The following is an 18,148-nucleotide window of genomic DNA, read 5'->3' as shown; positions in this document are numbered from 1 at the left end:
GAGTGGAAGGATGAAATATCGGCAGAGAAGTGGCGATATCAGGCGGCCAGGCGTTGTCGCGGGACGCTCATGTCCAGCGTGGCAACGATGCTGTCCTGGTAGAGCTGATGCATTCGGAGGACATCCGGGTTGTCCTCCAGAACCAGCCATTGGCCATTGGCGCAGGGCTGGCCGTGCAGCACCACCGAAAGCGATTTGGTCTTGAGGCGGATGACCGGCGGCCGGTGCTCGTATTGCGGCCCGGCCAGGCCGAGCAACTGGGCGGCGATCACTGCAGCCTGACGCGCCAATGGTTCGATGAAGCGACAGGGGGTGCCGGCGATGCTGATGCAATCGCCCAGCGCATAGATGTGCTCGGCGCTGGTGCGCAGGGTGCCGGCATCGACTGCAATACCTCGCTCGAACGCCAGCCCCGCACCGCGGGCCAGGCGGCTCTCGGTATGCAGGCCGGTGGCGACCACGATCTGGTCGCAACTGAGGCTAAGGCCGTCGGCACCGCGGATTTCCTTGATGCCTTGCGGGCCGCCAGCGATGTGGCTGATCCTGGTCTGCCCGTAGAAGGCAATGCCCTGGGACTGGAAACTGGCACGCATGCGCTCAGCGGCTTGTGGCGGCAGCAGTTGCGCCAGTGGCAGCGCTGCTACGTCAAGCAAGCTGACCTGATGCCCTGCGCGAGCAAAATCCTCGGCCAGCTCGCACCCCACCATGCCGGCACCGATGATGGCCACGCGCCTTGCAGCTCCTGCAAGACCCGCTTGCAGGCCACTCCAACCTGCCAGATCGTTGACGCGCCAGCACAACGCAGGCGGCACCTCGGCCGGCAGGTAGGGCTTGGCTCCCTGGGCCAGCACGAGGTCGGTATAACGCAGGGTGCCGCGCGTGGTACGCAGTTGTCGCAGGCCAGGAGCGATGCCGATGGCATAGGTCCCGCTGAGTAGACGCACCTGAAGACGTCGGGACGATTCGGATGCCGATTCGCGTACCAGGGCAGCGGGGTCAAGCTTGCGGCTGAGCGCGATCGACAACTCCGGTTTGTGATACCGGTCCCCGGCGCAGGCCGTCACCAGGGTGATGGGAATATCGGCATCCAGCTTGCGCAGCGCCTCGACCACCGACCAGCCAGCGATGCCGGCACCGACGACGACGACCCCGCGGCGGTGCGCCGAAGCCTGCATCGTTGCGCCCGACGCTGGCGTCGTCGCCTCCGACTGCGGTGCATAGGGCTCGAAGTCCGCCTTGACCACACCGCACAGGGGGCAAACCCAATCGTCGGGTATGTCTTCAAAGCGTGTTCCCGGCGGCAGGCCGCTATCGGGATCGCCTTCCTGTTCGTCGTAGATCAGGCCGCAGGCGCGGCACAGGTATTGGCGCCACTTCACGACGGCGAGGCTCATGCCGGCACCTCTTCGCGGGACAGGCGCGCCATTTCCGAGCGCAGATGCTTGATGGCGGGTGTGACGATGGCTGCGAAATGCGCCTCGCGTACGCGCCGTTGCGGGGCCGAGTTGATCAGGTAGCCGCGCGCGCCCTGATGCAACAATGCCGACTGGGTCGCTCGCAGCGCCAGCTCGGCCCCCTGGGCGCGGGCGTCGAGCACGTCCAGCATATAATCCTTGCTGCCGTCGAAGGGTGAGCTGACAAGCCTGGCGACGCGGCCAGCCAGTTCGAGGTATTCGGCTTCCAGTTCATCGGGGCGGTCGTCCAGGAACTGGTTGACATGCCCCAGCAACGGTTCCACGTCGCGCATGGAATCGAGCGCTCCCTGGATCAGCCCGGTGGCCATTCCTATCTGCAGCAGGATGAAGGCAGCGCGGATCTTTTCGATAAAAGGCCGGGCCGGATCGGCGATCATATTGTCTTCGCCGACGAAGTAATCCTCCAGACGCACACCCCAGGTACTGGTGCCTTCCATCCCGGAAAACTCCGGACATTGGCGCAGCACCACCTGTTGGTCGCAGCGAACCAGAAAGATGATGTCATGCGAATGCGACTGGTCATCGCGATAGACCGAGGCAATCGCGCCGAAGTACTGACCCGGCCCGATATGGCTGACCCAGGGCAAGGCACCGCTGACCCGGTAACCGCCGGCTACCCGGCGCGCGCGCAGCAACATCCGTTCGATCCCGGCGAAGGCCTTCATGGGATTGGACAGGCCGGTGCCTCCGAAGCTGCGCCCTGCCACATGGTCGTCCAGCAACTGGCCGTCGAGGGCGGGGTTGCCGGATTGTTCAAGGTACAGCGCGCAGACGTCATGCGCCCAGGTCAGGAAACCGGTCGAGCCGCACTGCCTGCTGATTTCATGCATGGCGCCCAGCGCCAGCCCATAACGCTCGCCGTTGCGCCGCAAATGGCCGGCAAACGCCCCCGCGCGCGCCAGCGACGCCATGACCTCCAGCGGATAGTGGCCCTCATGGTCGATCCTGGTCGCCAACGGCGCCAACTGGTCGACCGCAACACCGGCCACGGCGGCCACCACGGCGGCATCGCCAAGGGCCGGATCGAGTTGTGCACTACGGATATCTATGATGGTCATGACGTTCTCCTCAACAAGCTGATGGCGGGGACTGGCGCGACGAAGTCAGTCGGCCAGGCCGATGCTGAAGGGGATGGGGTTACGCATGGTGTTGGCCACTGGCGAGTAGAAGTTGGCCTGTTTGACGATCTCGTCAAGTTCTTCGCGGCTGGCATCGCCTTCCACCAGCACCTTGACGCGGATTGCCCGGAAGCCCATCTCGGAAGGCTGCATCTGCGCGCCACCGGCACCCCAGGCAGCGGGGTTGCCGATATCGCCCTCCACGAACAATTCCAGACGCGACAGCTTGACCTGCTTCCAGGTCGCCACGGCGGTGATGCCCACCGCCAGGCAGCCACCCAGCGCAGACAGCACGATCTCGCCCGGGGCTGGCGCGGTGTCTTCTCCGAACAGATGTAGCGGCTCATCCACCACCACGGCGGCGTGGTCGCCGACATAGCTGAGGGTGCGGTACTGCCCCTCGACAACGGTATGGACCTTGTTCGTGCCGCGACGCGCGGGGTTGTCACGGCCCTGTTCGGCGAATTTCATCAGTCCGTCGCGATCGATCGGACGCAGATAGGTCTGGACGGTCTGGGGTGTGGCGGTAGTCACGGAACGCTCCTTGGGAAATAACGGCTTTTGGCGCCGTGCCAGCCAGAAGATCTTTCTCCGGCCCTTCCCTAATGGCAAAAGCTGTGCCAAGACGATTTACCACTCCAAGTCATTGATTTAAATCATAAAAACTATTTTCAACGACAATTTTGGCCACCCACCAAATGTCCAACAATGTTTACAATTTGTAGACATTGTTAATCTTCATGGCGATAATTGCCCGGTCCATTCTTCTGCCTCACCACGACCAGCCTCCATGACCCTTGACACCGAAATCGACATCGATTCCGATAGCTCGCCCTCGTTTTGGCGCCAACAGGAAATGCTGTTGTTTGAACAGGTGATGTCCCTGGTCGGCAAGAGCCTTTCTCCCGAAGTGGTCCTGCGCGAGATGCTGCATCTGCTCTCCGAACTACTGGGATTGAACCGGGGCCGCGTGGTCCTGCGCGACGAGGGTAGCGAGACGGCGCGCATCCATTACGCATATGGTCTGACGCGCCAGGAGATGGCACGCGGGGTGTACCAGCCTGGCGACGGCGTGACCGGGCGCGTGCTGGCGACCGGGCAGTTGACCATCGTCCAGGATATTGACCAGGAACCGCGCTTCCTGCTGCGTACGGTGCGGCGGGAGGACCTTCCCTCCGGCCCGGTTTCCTTCATCGCCATGCCGATCAAGATCGACCGCCAGACCGTGGGCGTGATGGCCTGTCACCGCATCCGCAGCCGGATGCGCACGCTCAGTGACGACCTGACGGTGCTGCGCATCCTCAGTACGCTGGCGGGCCAGTTACTGCAACTGCAACAGAGTCTTCTGGCCAAGACCAAGGTGCTGGAACAGCGCAATGAAATCCTGACCAAGGCGTTACAGGCCGAGGCCACCCGCTATGGGATCGTCGGTACCGCCCCTTCGCTGCTGAAGGCAATTTCTGAGCTTGAGCGGGTTTCCGACGCTACAGCCAGTGTCCTGCTGATGGGCGAATCCGGGACCGGCAAGGAACTCTTCGCACGCGCGCTGCACCTGGCCAGCCCGCGGCGCGACAAGCCCTTCATCAAGATCAATTGCGCTGCCATCCCCGACACGCTGTTCGAATCGGAACTGTTCGGGCATGAGCGCGGCGCCTTTACCGGCGCAGCTGCTGCACGTGCTGGATGGTTCGAGCAGGCCAATGCAGGCAGCATCTTTCTCGATGAGATCGGTGAGATGCCGCTGGCAATGCAAACCAAGCTGCTGCGTACCTTGCAGGAAGGCACCATTACGCGCCTGGGTGGCAAAAAGGAAATTGCCATCGATGTGCGGCTGGTCGCCGCCACCAACAGGGATCTGGCGCGTGAGGTCGAGGTCGGCGCATTCCGGCAGGATCTGTACTACCGGCTCAATGTGATCCCCATCCATCTTCCCTCGCTGGCCGAACGGCGTGAGGACATTCCAGCGCTGGTCCTGCATTTCCTCAATCACATCAACCAGGCGCACCAGCGCAATGTCAATCTCTCCCAGGATGCGCTGGACCTGCTCCAGCAGCAGGAGTGGCCTGGCAATATCCGCGAGCTCTCCAATCTCATCGAGCGCGCGATCCTGCTGGCAGAGCGCCCTATCCTCGATGCCCGCGACATTGCGCGCTTCCTGCCGGACAAGCGCAAAAGCTCTGGCATGCCGCAGCCAATGCCGCCACAGCATCAGGCGGCGGCGATGCGGCCGATGGACAGTGCTTCCTGGGGCCAGGACGTGGCATCGACTGCTGTTGCGGTCAGGCCGTATGCCCCAGTGGCCTCGCACTCCGCAGCGCAACTGACGGCGGCGCTGACGCAAAGCGCCGGCAACAAGTCGCGCGCCGCGCAACTACTGGGCCTCACACCACGACAGTTTTCCTACCGCTGGGAGAAGCTGGGGCTGGAATAAGCTGCGCGACCGTGCGCATCGCGGTCCGGACATGCATGGCCGCCGCACCGGACCACCTCCCCATCCCGGATTTGACAGCGAGGCATCGGCGCGGTATTCTCTTAAAAAGGTCATAAGTATGACCTAATGATTTTAATGATCCGCCCCCTCCCCTTGCATGAGACACGCGGCAGGTGGCCGGCGCATCCAACAGCATCGATAAAGAACAATGAACGAGGAGACCCGATGAGCAACGCTGATTCCCCATCCCTGGGGCAGGCCGGCCACCAGTCCATGGCGCCGGACCGCGCCATGCTGGCCGATGCCACCTACCGCAAGATCCTGTGGCGCATCATGCCCTTCCTGATGCTGGTGTACGTGGTCTCTTTCATCGACCGCTCCAACGTCGGTTTTGCCAAGCTGCACTTCCTGGCCGATCTCAATTTCACCGATGCCATCTATGGCATCGGCGCCGGCATCTTCTATGTCGGCTACATCATCTTCGAAGTCCCCAGCAACCTGTGGCTACAAAAGATCGGTGCGCGCAAGACCCTGCTGCGCATCATGGTGTTGTGGGGGCTCTTCTGCGCCGCGCTGGCGTTCATGCAGACCGCCACACACTTCTACCTGATGCGCCTGCTGCTGGGCGCAGCCGAGGCGGGACTGTTTCCAGGCATGCTGCTCTATCTCACCTATTGGGTGCCGCTGTCGCGCCGCGCGCGGTTCACGGCCCTGTTCACCGCCTCGATCCCACTGGCCGGACTGATCGGTGGTCCGCTCTCGGGTTGGCTGATGCACGCCTTCGAGGGCGTGGCGGGCATGCGCGGCTGGCAATGGCTGTTCATCATCGAAGGCCTTCCGGCCTGCGTGCTGGGCGTGGTGGCCTATTTCTACCTGAATGACAAGCCGGATCACTGCCGCTGGCTCAGTCCCGAAGAACGCGCTCTGGTGACGGCCGACATGCAGGCCGACCAGGCCGCCAAGCCCAAGGCCGGCGGGCACTCCTTCGGCGACGCGTTACGCAATCCTCAGCTGTACTGGCTGGCCGGCATGGGCGTGGCCGTGCTGGTCGGTACCGGTGGCGTGTTCTTCTGGCTGCCCACCATCATCCGCAAGGCGGGCGTGCATGACATCGCCACCGTGGGCCTGCTCTCGGCCATTCCCTTTGCTGCGGCCATCGTCATCCAGTATCTCAATGCCCGTCACTCTGACCGCACCGGCGAGCGCCGCTGGCACGTGGCCATCCCGGCCATCGTCGCCGGCATCGGCTGGATCGCTCTGCCTTCGGTGCAGAACAGCATTCCCCTGTCGCTGGCGATGCTGACCCTGGTGACCGCGGGTACCTTCAGCCTGACCGGACCGTTCTGGATCCTGCCGGCGCAATTCCTTTCCGGCACCGCACTGGCAGCCGGCATCGCCCTGCTCAGCACCCTGGCCGGTATCGGCAGTGTGTTCAGCCCGATGCTGGTGGGCTGGCTCTCCAGCACCACCGGTAGCCTCGCCACCGGCCAGTATTACTTTGGCGCATGGATGCTGGTGGGTGCGTTCACCCTTCTGTTGGGCGTCAAGCCCAAGCCCCGCATCGCCGCAGCCTGACCACGTCATGACCTCTTTGCATACCCACATGAACGCCTTGAAACCAGACACCCTCATCGGCATCATCGGCGCCGGCGCCATGGGCAGCGGCATCGCCCAGGTGGCTCTCGACGCCGGTCACCCGGTGGTCTTGCACGATGCCGCAGCGGGCGCACTGGAACGTGGCCTCGATGGCATCCGCACCCGCTACGCCCGACTGCTGGCCAAGGGCAAGATAGACCAGGCCCATCACGACGACTGCCTGGCCCGCCTGCGCGGCGGCAGCCTGCAGGAGCTGGCCGGCGCCGCACTGGTGATCGAAGCCATCGTCGAACGACTGGACGTGAAGATCGCCGTACTGTCACAACTGGAGCAACTGCTGCGCCCGGACGCCATCATCGCCAGCAATACGTCCTCCCTGTCGATCACCGCCATCGCCGCCGGACTGGCGCGGCCGCAGCAGGTGGTGGGCATGCACTTCTTCAACCCGGCACCGCTGCTGCCGCTGGTCGAGGTGGTCAGCGGCAAGGCCAGTGCCGAGGCAGTGGTGCAGACCATCTTCGAGACCGCCCTGGCCTGGAAAAAGGTCCCGGTGCATTGCCGCTCCACACCGGGCTTCATCGTCAATCGCATCGCCCGCCCCTACTATGGCGAGGCACTGCGCCTGCTGGCCGAGGGCGCTGCCGATGCCGCCACCCTGGATCGTGTGCTGCGCGAGACGGGCGGCTTCCGCATGGGCGCCTTCGAGCTGATGGACATGATCGGCCACGACGTCAATTACGCGGTCACCCAGTCGGTCTACGACGCGCTCTACCAGGATCCACGCTACAAACCCTCATTGCTGCAGAAGGAGCTGGTCGATGCCGGCTGGCTGGGGCGCAAGAGCGGGCGCGGCTTCTACCGTTATGACGCGGATGCGCAGACAGGCGACGCGGTCACCTCTGGCGCCGACACCCCTTCCGGCTACACCATAGGCAGTGTCATCGCCGAAGGCGAACTGGGCCCCGCCGCCGCACTCATCGACTTGGCGCACGAACACGGCCTGCCAGTGCGCGTGACCGACGGCGCTGGCGTACTGCACATCGATGGCGTGACCCTGGCCCTGAGCGACGGCCGCAGTGCCAGCGAGCGCTTTGCCCGGGATGGCGTGCAGGTGGTCTTCGACCTGGCCCTGGACTACCGTCAGGCGCGCAGCATTGCGCTGGCGCCGGCCGACCAGACGGATCGCCATGCACTCACCGTCGCCCAGGCCTTCTTCGCCGGTATCGGCAAGTCGGTCGTCGTGCTGGATGACTGCCCGGGGCTGGTGGTCATGCGCACCGTGGCGATGCTGGCCAACGAAGGCGCCGACGCCGTGCAGCAGGCGATTGCCACGGCCGCCGATGTGGATCTGGCGATGCTCAATGGCGTGAACTATCCGCGTGGACCGCTGGCCTGGGCCGACCGCATCGGCATTGCCCATGTGGCGCGCGTGATCCGTCATCTGTCACTGAGCTATGGCGAGGACCGCTACCGTCTCTCGCCGCTGCTGGCGCGCATGGCATTGACGAATCGCGCCTTCTTTTCCGAGAGGGCCAGCGCATGAGCCAGGCCCCCGACAGGACAGCGCCCGTCCGCTGCGAAATCTCCGACGCGGTGGCCGTCATCACCATCGACCGGCCGGAGCGCCGCAATGCCCTCAATCTGGAGGTCAAGCAGGCCCTGGCCGAGTTGATCGACGCGGCGACGGCGGACCCGGCGGTACGCGTGATCATTCTCACCGGCTCGGACCGCTATTTCGTCGCCGGGACCGATATCGGCGAGATGGCGACAATGACGCCGACCTCGCATACCTTGCAAGCCACCGACCGCGTCTTCAATGTGCTGCGCCGTGTGGACAAGGTGCTGATCGCGGCAGTGGAAGGCTATGCCCTGGGCGGCGGCTGCGAGCTGGCGCTGTGCTGCGACCTCATCGTCGCCGGTGAGACTGCCAGGCTGGGCCAGCCGGAAATCCGCGTGGGCATCATGCCAGGTGCCGGCGGCACGCAACGGCTGGTGCGCACCATCGGCAAGTACCAGGCCATGAAGCTGGTATTGACCGGCGAAGCGGTCAGCGCACGCGATGCCCTGGCCATGGGCATGGTCTCGGAAGTCTGCGAAGATGGCCAGGCGCTGGCGCGCTCGCGCGAACTGGCAACCACCATTGCGGCCATGCCGCCGCTGGCGGTGCGGGCGATCCGGGAGGTCATGCAGCAGGGTCAGGATATGGCGCTGGACAGTGCGCTGGCGCTGGAACGGCGCGCCTTCCAGATGCTATTCGACACGCAGGACCAGAAAGAGGGCATGCAGGCGTTCCTGGAAAAGAGAGCAGCGCGCTATCACGGGCGCTGAGCCGCCAGGCAGCGGGCAAAGGCAGTACGGACGGGTATCAGTCAAAAGTTTGAGCTAACGGATAATTCGGGGATAATTCGTCAATAAACGGCCGAATTATCGCCCAGTGTACCGCCCCCCGGCGGCCGCCAAGCTCCCGAAAGCTTTTGATGAAAAACCCGTCCTCCCGCCCCTCCCTCCCTGACCTGGCCGACCCGCGCAAGCTGGCCATCGATTTCAGCCGTAGCGCCGTACCGCGCTACGTCCAGCTGGCCAGTCTGTTCCGCAATCGGGTGGAATCGGGCGATTGGGCGGTCGGCACGCAGATTCCCACGGTCGATGAACTGGCCGAGGAATGCCAGGTGGCCCGCGCCACGGTACGCCAGGCGCTGGACATGCTGGAAGAGGAAAAGTTGATCGCGCGCTACCGTGCCAAGGGCACGTTCGTGATCGGCAAACCGCAGGAGCAGTTCTGGTGCGAGGTGGCCACCGACTGGTCAGGCCAGTTGCTGGCGCCGGAAGGTGCCACCATCGAGGTGCTGACCGAGCGCGAACGGCTGGCGCCGGCGCCGGTGGAGCCGTCCCTGGGCCAGATGGCCGAGGCCTATGAGCACTGGCGGCGCCGCCACTGGCGCAATGGCAAGCCATATTACCTCGGCGATGTGTATATCGATGCGCGCGTCTGCGCCCGCATCCCGAAGAAGTCCTTCGAGACCAAGACCTCGATGCGCATCTTGCGCGATCTGCCGGGGCTGGAAATCAAGGAGGCACACCAGACGCTGACGCTGGGCTCGGCTGATCCGCTCATTGCGGAACTGCTGCAGATCCCGCTCAATGCGCCGATCGCGTATGTGACGCGCTCGGCGGTAGACCAGGCCGGCCGCGTCGTGTTCGTGGGCCGGGGCATTTACCGGGGCGATGTGATTCGCCTCGACATACGACTGAAGTAACGGTGCACTGATTGCCGTTGCCAGTCATCGACAGATGAGGAAACGGCATGAAACTCCATTGGTCGCCACGCTCGCCCTTCGTGCGCAAGGTGGTCATCCTGCTCAAGGAAACCAGTCTCGAATCGCGCGTGCAGCTGGTGCGTTCGGTGGCCGCCATCGCCACGCCCAATCCGGCCATCATGGCCGACAATCCCCTCTCGCAGATTCCCACGCTGGTACTGCCCGGCGGTGAGCCGCTGTACGACTCGCCGGTGATCTGCGAATACCTCGACAGCCTGCACGACGGTCCGCAGTTCTTCCCTGCGGCCGGTCCGGCACGCTGGACTGCGCTGCGCCGCCAGGCACTGGGCGACGGCATGCTGTCGGTATTGCTGATCTGGCGCCAGGAACGCATGAAGACGCCCGCCCAGCAACTGGATAGCTGGCTGCAGGCATTTGCACTCAAGATCAGCACCGCCCTCGACCGACTCGAAGACGAGGCCCCGGCCCTGGCCGACAGTGGCTTCGACATCGGCCACCTCACCCTCGGCTGCACGCTGTCCTATCTCGATTACCGCTTCGCCGATCTCGACTGGCGTACCGGCCGCCCGCAGCTGGCGAGCTGGCACGCGGGATTCTGCCTGCGTCCCTCGGCACAGGCGACGGTGCCGGACGACGCTGCGGCCTGAACACGGCTGCCCTTCTTTTTCCGCTTTTTGGTTTGATATCGGAGTTCTCATGGCAGGTCCGCTTTCCCACATCAAGGTGCTCGATCTTTCCCGCATCCTCGCTGGTCCCTGGTCGGGCCAGATCCTGGCCGATCTCGGCGCCGACGTCATCAAGGTGGAGCGCCCGCGCGTGGGCGATGACACCCGCAGCTGGGGCCCGCCCTTCCTGCGTGACGCAGAGGGCAACGAAACCCGCGAAGCCGGCTACTACCTGGCTTGCAACCGCGGCAAGCGGTCCATCACGGTGGATCTGAACACGGCCGAGGGCCAGCGCATCATCCGCGATCTGGCGGCGCGCTCGGATATCCTCCTGGAAAACTACAAGGTCGGCACCCTGGCCAAGTTCGGCCTGGATTACGCCAGCCTCAAGCAGATCAACCCCGGCCTGATCTACTGCTCGGTGACCGGCTTCGGCCAGACCGGCCCCAAGGCCGACAACGCCGCCTATGACTTCATGATCCAGGCCATGGGCGGCCTCATGAGCGTCACCGGTGAACGGGATGACCTGCCAGGCGGCGGCCCGCAGAAAGTGGGCGTGCCCATCGTCGACCTGATGACCGGCATGTACACCTCGGTGTCGGTACTGGCGGCGCTGGCGCGACGGGCAGAGACCGGCCTGGGCGACTACATCGATATCGGCATGCTCGACGTCATGGTGGGTTCGGTCGCCAACCAGGGGATGAACTACCTGATCTCCGGCAAGACCCCGCAACGCGCCGGCAACAAGCACCCCAACATCCAGCCCCAGGACGTGTTCGCCTGCGCCGATGGTTACATCGTCCTGGTGGTCGGCAACGATGGCCAGTTCGCCAAGTTCTGTCAGGTGATCGGCCAGGCCGGATGGCCGACCGACGAGCGCTTCGCCACCAACGGCAATCGCGTGCGCAACAAGGATGTGCTGCTGCCCATGATCACCGACGTATTGAAGACCCGTGGCATGCAGGAGTGGGCGGCGCTGCTGGATGCCGCCGGAGTCCCGTGCAGCCCGATCAACACCATCCCGCAGGTGTTCGAGGACGAACAGGTGAAGCACCGCGAAATGCTGATCCAGATCCCCCACCCCACTGCAGGGTCGGTGCCGCAGATCCGCAGCCCGATGCGCTTTGCCGATGCCGCCTTGCGCTTCGACAAGGCGCCTCCCCTGCTGGGCCAGCATACCGACGAGGTGCTGACCGAACTCGGCTTTGATGCCGCCCAGATTGCCGCGTGGAATGACGCTGGCGTGATCTGAAATCGAACCACGACAAGAACCTGACCGAAACGCCATGCCAAGAATTTCCTTCCCCTCCCCGGAGACCATGAACGCCGAACAGCGTGCGGTCTACGACGACATCGTCAGCGGCCCGCGCGCGCGCCTGGTCGGCCCCTTGAAAGCCGCCCTGCACAACCCGGCACTGGCTGACCGCTGGCAGAAGATGGGCGCCCTGCTGCGCTTCGGCACCAGCATTCCGCCGCGTCATAGCGAACTGGTGATCCTGGTGGCAGCGCGGCGCTGGAACAGCCAGCTCGAATGGGCCATCCATGCGCAGGCAGCACAGGCCGCCGGCCTGCCACAAACGGTGATCGATGCGCTGTGCGCATGCCAGGCCCCCTTGTTTGCCGACGCCGCCGATGCCCACGTCTACGAATATGCCCGGCAACTGCAGCAGCACGGCAATGTCGACGAGGAGGTGTATCAACGCGTGCTGGGTCTCTACGGCGAGGCCGGCATCGTCGAACTGGGTGCCATCCTGGGCTACTACACGATGGTGGCCATGACGCTCAATGTGCACCAGATTCCGGTGCCGGAGGAATATGCCGAGCCGCGCCTGCAGGTCGCCACGCAACAGGGCCGGCCGCAGTTGGCCGACTTGCCACCCGGCCAGCTGAGCCCGGTCAAGGAGCCGCTATCGTGACGACCTCCGGCTTCATCCCTACCGAGACCGAGACACCGCGCATGCCCACGGCGCCGCGCCCCCCCTTGCCGGCCCAGGCTTGCGACAGCCATGCCCATGTCTTCGGTCCGTATGCGGCATTTCCGTTATCCACTGCATCGAACTATCCGCCGCCGTTGGCCCCAGCCGAACTCCATGCGCAGATGCTGGCCACGGTAGGTGCAAATCGCGGCGTGCTGGTGCAACCCGCTCCTTACGGTAGCGATCCCGCCTGCATGCTGGCAGCCATCGCCGCCAGTGCCGGACAGGTACGCGGCATTGCCGTGGCCAGCGCCGACACACCGCTGGCCACTCTGCAGGCCTGGCATGCCGGCGGCATCCGTGGTCTGCGTTTTGTGGAAATGCTCACCCCTGCCGGTGACAGGTTTGCCGGCAGCGTGGGCGTGGACGATCTGCTGCAGCTGGCACCGGCCATGCGCGAAGCGGGCCTGCACGCGCAACTGTGGGCGCCCTGCGAGGCCTATGCGCAGCGGTTGCCGCAGCTGCGTGCGACCGGGCTGACACTGGTGCTGGATCACATGGCTTGCCTGAAGGTCGAGCGCGGCGTCGATGATCCCGCCTTCCAGACGGTGCTGGCCGCGCTTCGGGACGGTGACGTATGGGTCAAGCTGTCGGTCTGCCGGGTCTCCGGTGCGGCCCCCGCCTATGCCGATCTCAAACCCTTCCACGACGCCCTGGTGGCGGCCAATCCGGCGCGCCTGCTGTGGGGCTCGGACTGGCCCCATGTACGCATGGGGGAGAAGGCGCCGGATGTGGGCGCACTCATCGACCTGTTCCACCAGTGGGTGCCGGATGCCGCGGTGCGGCAGCAGATCCTGGTAGACAACCCGCAGGCACTGTATGGCTTTGACCAGGCCGGCCGCTAAATTCATGACGAGGGATTCCATGTTCGACTTCACCCAGCTCAATGTCAGACTCGATGGCCATGTCGCCACGCTGACCCTGAATGCGCCGCCGGTCAATGCGCTGACCCGCACGCTCAATGATGAACTGACGATGGCACTGGACGCCATCTCCGAGACCGATGACATTCGCGCCGTCGTGCTGACGGGTGCCGGCAAGGTGTTCTGCGCCGGCGCCGACCTCAAGGGCCGTGCCGATAACATCCGCCAGCCGGGCGACTTCATGGCGCACTCGCGGCGTACCCGGGAGTGCTTCCATGCCGTGCGTGAATGCGCCAAGCCAGTGGTGGCCGCCATCAACGGCGCCGCACTGGGCTCGGGGCTGGCACTGGTGGCCTCTTCGGACATCCTGGTGGCGTCCGAGCAGGCCAGCCTGGGCTTGCCGGAGGTCGATGTCGGCCTGCTCGGTGGCTGCCGTCATGCCATGCGCCTGTTCCCGCATTCGCGCCTGCGCCGCATGGCCCTCACCGGCTACCGGGTCGGCGGCCAGGAGCTGTACCGGCTGGGCATCGTGGAAGCCTGCGTGGCGCCCGAGGCCCTGCTGGAGACGGCACTGGAGATCGCCCATCTGATCGCTTCCAAAAGCCCGGTATCGACGCGCATGGGCAAGCACACCATGAACGTCATCGAAGACCTGAGCCTGCGCGACGGCTATCGCTACGAACAGGACATGACCGCCGCCATCGGCAAGACCGAGGATGCGCGCGAAGCGCAGCTGGCGTTCAAGGAAAAGCGCGCACCGGTCTTCACCGGCCGCTGATTCTGCCGGTGCCATCCCACCGCTGCGCACCCACGTAGCGGCCGGCCCGGAACACCTTCACAAGATTCCACCGCTGCGACCTCGCCGTCGCAGTGGAAGGGACACGTCTTGCCTGCGCCCGGCATCGGGCCGGGCAGCAGACACATATCAACCACAAGGAGGAGCATCCATGTCTTACCCATTGCCATCGCAGTTTTCACCGTCGACAAAGCAGTCCGACACCCGCACATATGCCCGACAGCTGGCCCTGGGCGCCGCCCTGCTGCTGTCGACCAACGCCGCGTTGGCGCAGTCCGGCGTGACCATCTACGGTATTGTCGATACCGGCTTCGTGCACGAATCCGGCGGCCGCAACGGCTCTGTCAACAAGATCACCGGCGGGATAGGATCGGGTTCTCGACTCGGCTTCAAGGGGACCGAAGATCTCGGTGGCGGCATGGCGGCGCTGTTTGTACTGGAGTCCGGATTCCAGAGCGACACCGGGGCAATGGGCCAGGGCGGCCTGCTGTTCGGGCGCCAGTCCTATGTGGGCCTGTCGGGTTCGCAAGGCACGCTCACGGTGGGCCGCCAGTACACGCCGCACTACACCGGCTTTGTACTGGCTGATCCGTTTGCAGCAGGCTTTGCCGGTAACGCCGCCAACCTGGCGGCGAATTCGGGCAGCCGCATGGACAACACGGTCAAGTATGTGTCACCTGCCTTCGGCGGTGTCTCCGCCGAAGCGGTCTACGGCTTCGGCGAAAACGCCGGTTCCAATGCCATGGGCCGCGCCTGGGGTGGCGCCCTGGCCTATGCCAATGGCGGCCTCTCGCTACGCCTGGCGCATCACAACCGCAACATGGATACGCCCACCATTCAGCGCAGCGAGAACGCCAAAAACACGCTGCTCTCCGGCAGTTATGACCTGAAGGTGGTCAAGTTCAACTTCGGCTATGGCATCAACAAGGGCTATGGCAGCTCGGCGCTCAACAATGCCAATGCCTACGGCCTGGCGGTGGCCCCTACCCCGACCACCGACAGCCGCGACATGATCCTCGGCGTGACCCTGCCCTTGGGACAGCACAAGCTGATCGCCTCCTACATCCGCAAGGATGACCGCACCCGCTTCAACCAGGATGCTTCGCAACTGGGACTGGGCTATCTGTATGCGCTCTCCCGACGTACCGAACTGTACACAACGGTCGCCAGGATCTGGAACCGGAACGGCGCCGGCTACACGGTGGGCAGCGCCATCGAGACTGGCTCGGGCGACATGGCCTGGAATGCCGGGATCAGGCATACGTTCTGAGCAGCACCTGCCTGAGCGCATGCGTGGATACGAGTGCGCAGGCACGGCAGGCTCCGACCTGCCGTGCCGCCCGCGCCAAGACCATGACTAGAAAAAGGATTCCCCATGAAGATTGCGATGTTGCTGGCTGCCGTAACGGCATGGCTGGCGTGGAGCACGCCACTGGCGGCAGCCAATGTACGCAACCATGCCATTGTTCAAGAGGGTGAAACGTCGATCGAGGTAATCGTCGATGAAGCCTCAGGCCCCGATGCCCGGGAGCGCAAGGGAGTGATCGTGCTGCTGCCCTCCTCACAACGTGGCAGCGATGATTTCGACACCGTCGCTGAACTCCTGGCCCAGGCCGGTTACCGTGTACTGCGGCCGCAACCGCGTGGCATCGGTGCCAGCCGGGGACCACTGGCAGGCATGAGCCTGCACACCCTGGCCGGTGATGTGGCGCTGGCGATCCGGCTGTTGGGACAAGGCCGCGCCGTCGTGGTGGGCCATGCCTACGGACATTACGTGGCCCGGGTCACGGCGCAGGATTATCCCGCACTGGTACGCGGCGTGGTCGTGGCGGCTGCCGCAGCCAAAGGGCGGCTCCCGGCGCAATTGAGCGCGGCGCTGGATACCGCTGCTGACCAGCGCAACTCGCCCGCGCAGCGGATTGCGGCGCTCAGAGAAGCCTTCTTCTCCGGACCGTTCGTGCCGCAGTCCTGGCTGGAGGGATGGCATCCAGAACTTGCTTCGGCCTATCGGCAGGCCAGTCGGACGACACCGCAGTCGACGTGGTGGCCGTATTCGACCGTACCCATCCTCGACCTGCAAGCGCAGCACGACCCCTGGCGCCCTGCGGCCACCCGCGATGAACTGCGCGACGCACTGCCCGGCATGGTGGAGGTGCGGGTGATTCCTGATGCCAGTCATGCGCTGTTTCCGGAACAGCCGCAGGCGGTTGCTCGGGAGATTGTGGACTGGGCCGACAGGCTGGCTCGCTAGGGCCTGTTCGCAACGCGCCAGGTTCAGCCCGGCAAGGTCGCCATGATGAACATGCGCTGGAACGGCAACAAGGTGCTGCCGTCACTGCGTGGCGGATAGGCCAGACGCATCCTGCGCGCATAATCGGCGCGAAAGGTCTGCAGCTGTTCGCCCTTCATCTTTTCAAGGTAGGGCCGCAGGCTGCTGCCGCTGGCCCATTCCAGCACCGGGTCCTCGCCCTTGAGCACATGGAGATAGGTGGTCTGCCAGATATCCAGGCTCGCCACCCGTGGTCGCAGCAGGTCGTGATAGCCGCCCATGTCCAGCACATTGCGCCGTTCCGACACGTCACCCAGAACCTCTGCATAGGCCGGCGAGCGTGCCAGTTCCACCTGCGCCAGTCTCAACGGCGCATCGTGCATGACCGGCATCTGCACCGCCAGGCAACCACCGGGATTAAGGAAGGACAACAGCCGTGGGAACAGCTGTGCGTGATCAGGCAGCCATTGGAGGGTCGCGTTGGTGTAGATCAGGTCAAGCTTGTGCTCCGGCGTCCAGTGGTTCAGATCGGCTTGGATGAAGCGGCCATGCGGAACGGTCGCGCGCGCCTTGGCCAGCATGTCCTCCGAGCCATCCACACCCAGCACCTCAGCCTCTGGCCAGCGCTGCTGCAGCAAGGTTGTCAGGTTTCCGGCACCGCAACCGAAATCGAGAATACGGGCGGGAGCCGGCAAGGGCAGATGCAACATCAGGTCCAGCGCCGGACGCAGGCGTTCGCCGCCGAAGCGCAGATACTGGGCGGCGTCCCACGGAACCTGGGGTTGTTGCGGGTCTTGAAGGTTTGGCATGCCTTGCTCCTGATGGGGGCCTTGGATGGGTCACCATCGTATACCTGCGTGCGTGATCTTGCCTGGTAGTGGGTGGGCGTTGGCTTGGGCGGCTTTGCGTGAGCTGGATCCGCAAAGTCATGACGATTGCCTGTAGCCTTAAATGAAAAAGGAACTTCGATTTCTCGAAATCTCTTTCAGGTACTGGTGCCCCCCCCGTGAGTCGAACACAACACCAATGGATTATGAGACTGGGCAGCAACAAATAGACAAAAAAAGAAAGTGCAGTCAATTCAACGACTTGCAGCGGAAGCCATCCCATAGACAGGCTGCACTTTCGTCTCTATTTTGCCCGATTCAGGCCTAGTTTGGGCAGGTTTTGGTCATAGCGTGCAACACCGATTCCCCAATCTTCTTTACCTGAAGAGCCTTCAATGTCACTCTCCCTAAAGCTGACGATAACCTGAGGAGGATGCGTATGCAAAAATTTGCGCTAATCATCACCGCTGCAGCCCTCACAGGGTGCGCCACATGGGGGCAGCTTGACGATGGGCTGAAGGGCTTGCTTGGTCAGCCCATTGACGTGGCCATCAACAAGATCGGCTACCCGAACAGCGAGCAAACCATCGCCGGCCGCAAGCTATACCGTTGGGGATCCTCAAGCCAGCAAATGGCATACATGCCGACAACCACCACCACGAATGGCTATGCTGGTGTGGGCAGCGGGTTCACGCCCTATTCCAGCACCACCACGGGTGGCACGTTCGTTCCACTGAACTATACCTGCCAGATCACCTTGGAAGTGGACGCAAAGCAGATCATCCAGCGCTACCAGGCCGACGGCAACCTGGGGGGCTGCGAGCCTTACATCAAAGCTCTGAAAAAGTGACCGT

Annotated in this window: 17 protein-coding genes; 13 read left to right on the top strand and 4 right to left on the bottom strand. The window is 64.1% G+C overall.

From position 1 onward, the window contains the following. Positions 1-38: 38 nt before the first annotated feature. Genes I5R65_RS07895 through I5R65_RS07885 form a run of 3 tightly spaced genes read right to left on the bottom strand, consistent with a single transcriptional unit; the run spans position 39 to position 3,127 of the window. Complete coding sequence (locus I5R65_RS07895) at positions 39-1,394, bottom strand: FAD-dependent oxidoreductase (RefSeq protein WP_180666053.1); 1,356 nt, start codon at positions 1,392-1,394, stop codon at positions 39-41. Then, positions 1,391-2,533, bottom strand: a complete 1,143-nt coding sequence (locus I5R65_RS07890; protein ID WP_180666051.1) for an acyl-CoA dehydrogenase family protein — start codon at positions 2,531-2,533, stop codon at positions 1,391-1,393. Before I5R65_RS07890 ends, I5R65_RS07895 begins: the two co-directional genes overlap by 4 nt. A gap of 45 nt (positions 2,534-2,578) precedes the next feature. Beyond that, complete coding sequence (locus I5R65_RS07885; RefSeq protein ID WP_180666049.1) at positions 2,579-3,127, bottom strand: OsmC family protein; 549 nt, start codon at positions 3,125-3,127, stop codon at positions 2,579-2,581. A 343-nt stretch (positions 3,128-3,470) separates the two neighbouring features. Between I5R65_RS07885 and I5R65_RS07880 the strand changes: the two genes are divergently transcribed. The 12 genes from I5R65_RS07880 (at position 3,471) to I5R65_RS07825 (ending at position 16,449) form a co-directional block, all read left to right on the top strand. Beyond that, positions 3,471-5,024 carry a sigma 54-interacting transcriptional regulator gene (locus I5R65_RS07880; RefSeq protein ID WP_196872167.1) on the top strand — a complete coding sequence of 518 codons (1,554 nt, stop codon included), beginning with the start codon at positions 3,471-3,473 and terminating at the stop codon, positions 5,022-5,024. 225 nt (positions 5,025-5,249) lie between these two features. Further along, a complete protein-coding gene (locus tag I5R65_RS07875) occupies positions 5,250-6,599 on the top strand; it encodes an MFS transporter (protein ID WP_180666039.1) in 1,350 nt (449 codons plus the stop codon). 28 nt (positions 6,600-6,627) lie between these two features. Beyond that, positions 6,628-8,163: a 3-hydroxyacyl-CoA dehydrogenase gene (locus tag I5R65_RS07870; protein WP_180666038.1), complete on the top strand. Its 1,536-nt coding sequence runs from the start codon at positions 6,628-6,630 to the stop codon at positions 8,161-8,163. Then, a complete protein-coding gene (locus tag I5R65_RS07865) occupies positions 8,160-8,948 on the top strand; it encodes an enoyl-CoA hydratase-related protein (protein ID WP_180666036.1) in 789 nt (262 codons plus the stop codon). Before I5R65_RS07870 ends, I5R65_RS07865 begins: the two co-directional genes overlap by 4 nt. 149 nt (positions 8,949-9,097) lie before the next feature. Beyond that, complete coding sequence (locus I5R65_RS07860; RefSeq protein WP_180666035.1) at positions 9,098-9,877, top strand: GntR family transcriptional regulator; 780 nt, start codon at positions 9,098-9,100, stop codon at positions 9,875-9,877. 47 nt (positions 9,878-9,924) lie between these two features. Further along, positions 9,925-10,545, top strand: a complete 621-nt coding sequence (locus I5R65_RS07855; protein ID WP_180666033.1) for a glutathione S-transferase family protein — start codon at positions 9,925-9,927, stop codon at positions 10,543-10,545. A gap of 49 nt (positions 10,546-10,594) precedes the next feature. Further along, a complete protein-coding gene (locus I5R65_RS07850) occupies positions 10,595-11,815 on the top strand; it encodes a CaiB/BaiF CoA-transferase family protein (RefSeq protein ID WP_180666032.1) in 1,221 nt (406 codons plus the stop codon). Positions 11,816-11,849: 34 nt separating this feature from the next. Further along, the gene (locus tag I5R65_RS07845) at positions 11,850-12,479 is read left to right on the top strand and encodes a carboxymuconolactone decarboxylase family protein (RefSeq protein ID WP_180666030.1); all 630 of its coding nucleotides are present in this window, start codon (positions 11,850-11,852) and stop codon (positions 12,477-12,479) included. Continuing rightward, positions 12,476-13,384, top strand: coding sequence for an amidohydrolase family protein (locus I5R65_RS07840; protein ID WP_180666029.1), 909 nt, complete (start codon positions 12,476-12,478; stop codon positions 13,382-13,384). The genes I5R65_RS07845 and I5R65_RS07840 overlap by 4 nt, the downstream gene beginning before the upstream one ends. A gap of 19 nt (positions 13,385-13,403) precedes the next feature. Further along, the gene (locus I5R65_RS07835; RefSeq protein WP_180666027.1) at positions 13,404-14,180 is read left to right on the top strand and encodes an enoyl-CoA hydratase/isomerase family protein; all 777 of its coding nucleotides are present in this window, start codon (positions 13,404-13,406) and stop codon (positions 14,178-14,180) included. A 169-nt stretch (positions 14,181-14,349) separates the two neighbouring features. Then, positions 14,350-15,468 carry a porin gene (locus I5R65_RS07830; protein ID WP_231395103.1) on the top strand — a complete coding sequence of 373 codons (1,119 nt, stop codon included), beginning with the start codon at positions 14,350-14,352 and terminating at the stop codon, positions 15,466-15,468. Between the two features lie 105 nt (positions 15,469-15,573). Beyond that, a complete protein-coding gene (locus tag I5R65_RS07825; protein ID WP_180666025.1) occupies positions 15,574-16,449 on the top strand; it encodes an alpha/beta fold hydrolase in 876 nt (291 codons plus the stop codon). A 23-nt stretch (positions 16,450-16,472) separates the two neighbouring features. Here the strand turns inward: I5R65_RS07825 and I5R65_RS07820 are convergent, their stop codons facing one another. After that, positions 16,473-17,276 (bottom strand): methyltransferase domain-containing protein, encoded by an 804-nt coding sequence (locus I5R65_RS07820; RefSeq protein ID WP_180666023.1) that lies wholly within the window; start codon positions 17,274-17,276, stop codon positions 16,473-16,475. A gap of 457 nt (positions 17,277-17,733) precedes the next feature. Here I5R65_RS07820 and I5R65_RS07815 point away from each other — a divergent pair, with 457 nt between their 5' ends. Beyond that, the gene (locus I5R65_RS07815; RefSeq protein WP_180666021.1) at positions 17,734-18,144 is read left to right on the top strand and encodes a hypothetical protein; all 411 of its coding nucleotides are present in this window, start codon (positions 17,734-17,736) and stop codon (positions 18,142-18,144) included. Positions 18,145-18,148: the final 4 nt, after the last annotated feature.

Origin of the sequence: Herbaspirillum sp. AP02 (assembly GCF_015767275.1) — a bacterium.
Taxonomy (GTDB): domain Bacteria; phylum Pseudomonadota; class Gammaproteobacteria; order Burkholderiales; family Burkholderiaceae_D; genus Herbaspirillum.
Note: the sequence above shows the minus strand (reverse complement) of the source record. Positions and strands in the feature narration are given on the sequence as shown.

Excerpts from the sequence above, each read along its gene's own strand:
- I5R65_RS07830 (WP_231395103.1), top strand. The coding sequence starts at position 14,350 with ATGTCTTACCCATTGCCATCGCAGTTTTCACCGTCGACAAAGCAGTCC.
- I5R65_RS07835 (WP_180666027.1), top strand. The coding sequence starts at position 13,404 with ATGTTCGACTTCACCCAGCTCAATGTCAGACTCGATGGCCATGTCGCC.
- I5R65_RS07815 (WP_180666021.1), top strand. The coding sequence starts at position 17,734 with ATGCAAAAATTTGCGCTAATCATCACCGCTGCAGCCCTCACAGGGTGC.
- I5R65_RS07820 (WP_180666023.1), bottom strand. The coding sequence starts at position 17,276 with ATGCCAAACCTTCAAGACCCGCAACAACCCCAGGTTCCGTGGGACGCC.
- I5R65_RS07860 (WP_180666035.1), top strand. The coding sequence starts at position 9,098 with ATGAAAAACCCGTCCTCCCGCCCCTCCCTCCCTGACCTGGCCGACCCG.
- I5R65_RS07855 (WP_180666033.1), top strand. The coding sequence starts at position 9,925 with ATGAAACTCCATTGGTCGCCACGCTCGCCCTTCGTGCGCAAGGTGGTC.
- I5R65_RS07875 (WP_180666039.1), top strand. The coding sequence starts at position 5,250 with ATGAGCAACGCTGATTCCCCATCCCTGGGGCAGGCCGGCCACCAGTCC.
- I5R65_RS07895 (WP_180666053.1), bottom strand. The coding sequence starts at position 1,394 with ATGAGCCTCGCCGTCGTGAAGTGGCGCCAATACCTGTGCCGCGCCTGC.
- I5R65_RS07870 (WP_180666038.1), top strand. The coding sequence starts at position 6,628 with ATGAACGCCTTGAAACCAGACACCCTCATCGGCATCATCGGCGCCGGC.
- I5R65_RS07850 (WP_180666032.1), top strand. The coding sequence starts at position 10,595 with ATGGCAGGTCCGCTTTCCCACATCAAGGTGCTCGATCTTTCCCGCATC.
- I5R65_RS07865 (WP_180666036.1), top strand. The coding sequence starts at position 8,160 with ATGAGCCAGGCCCCCGACAGGACAGCGCCCGTCCGCTGCGAAATCTCC.
- I5R65_RS07825 (WP_180666025.1), top strand. The coding sequence starts at position 15,574 with ATGAAGATTGCGATGTTGCTGGCTGCCGTAACGGCATGGCTGGCGTGG.
- I5R65_RS07845 (WP_180666030.1), top strand. The coding sequence starts at position 11,850 with ATGCCAAGAATTTCCTTCCCCTCCCCGGAGACCATGAACGCCGAACAG.
- I5R65_RS07890 (WP_180666051.1), bottom strand. The coding sequence starts at position 2,533 with ATGACCATCATAGATATCCGTAGTGCACAACTCGATCCGGCCCTTGGC.
- I5R65_RS07880 (WP_196872167.1), top strand. The coding sequence starts at position 3,471 with ATGTCCCTGGTCGGCAAGAGCCTTTCTCCCGAAGTGGTCCTGCGCGAG.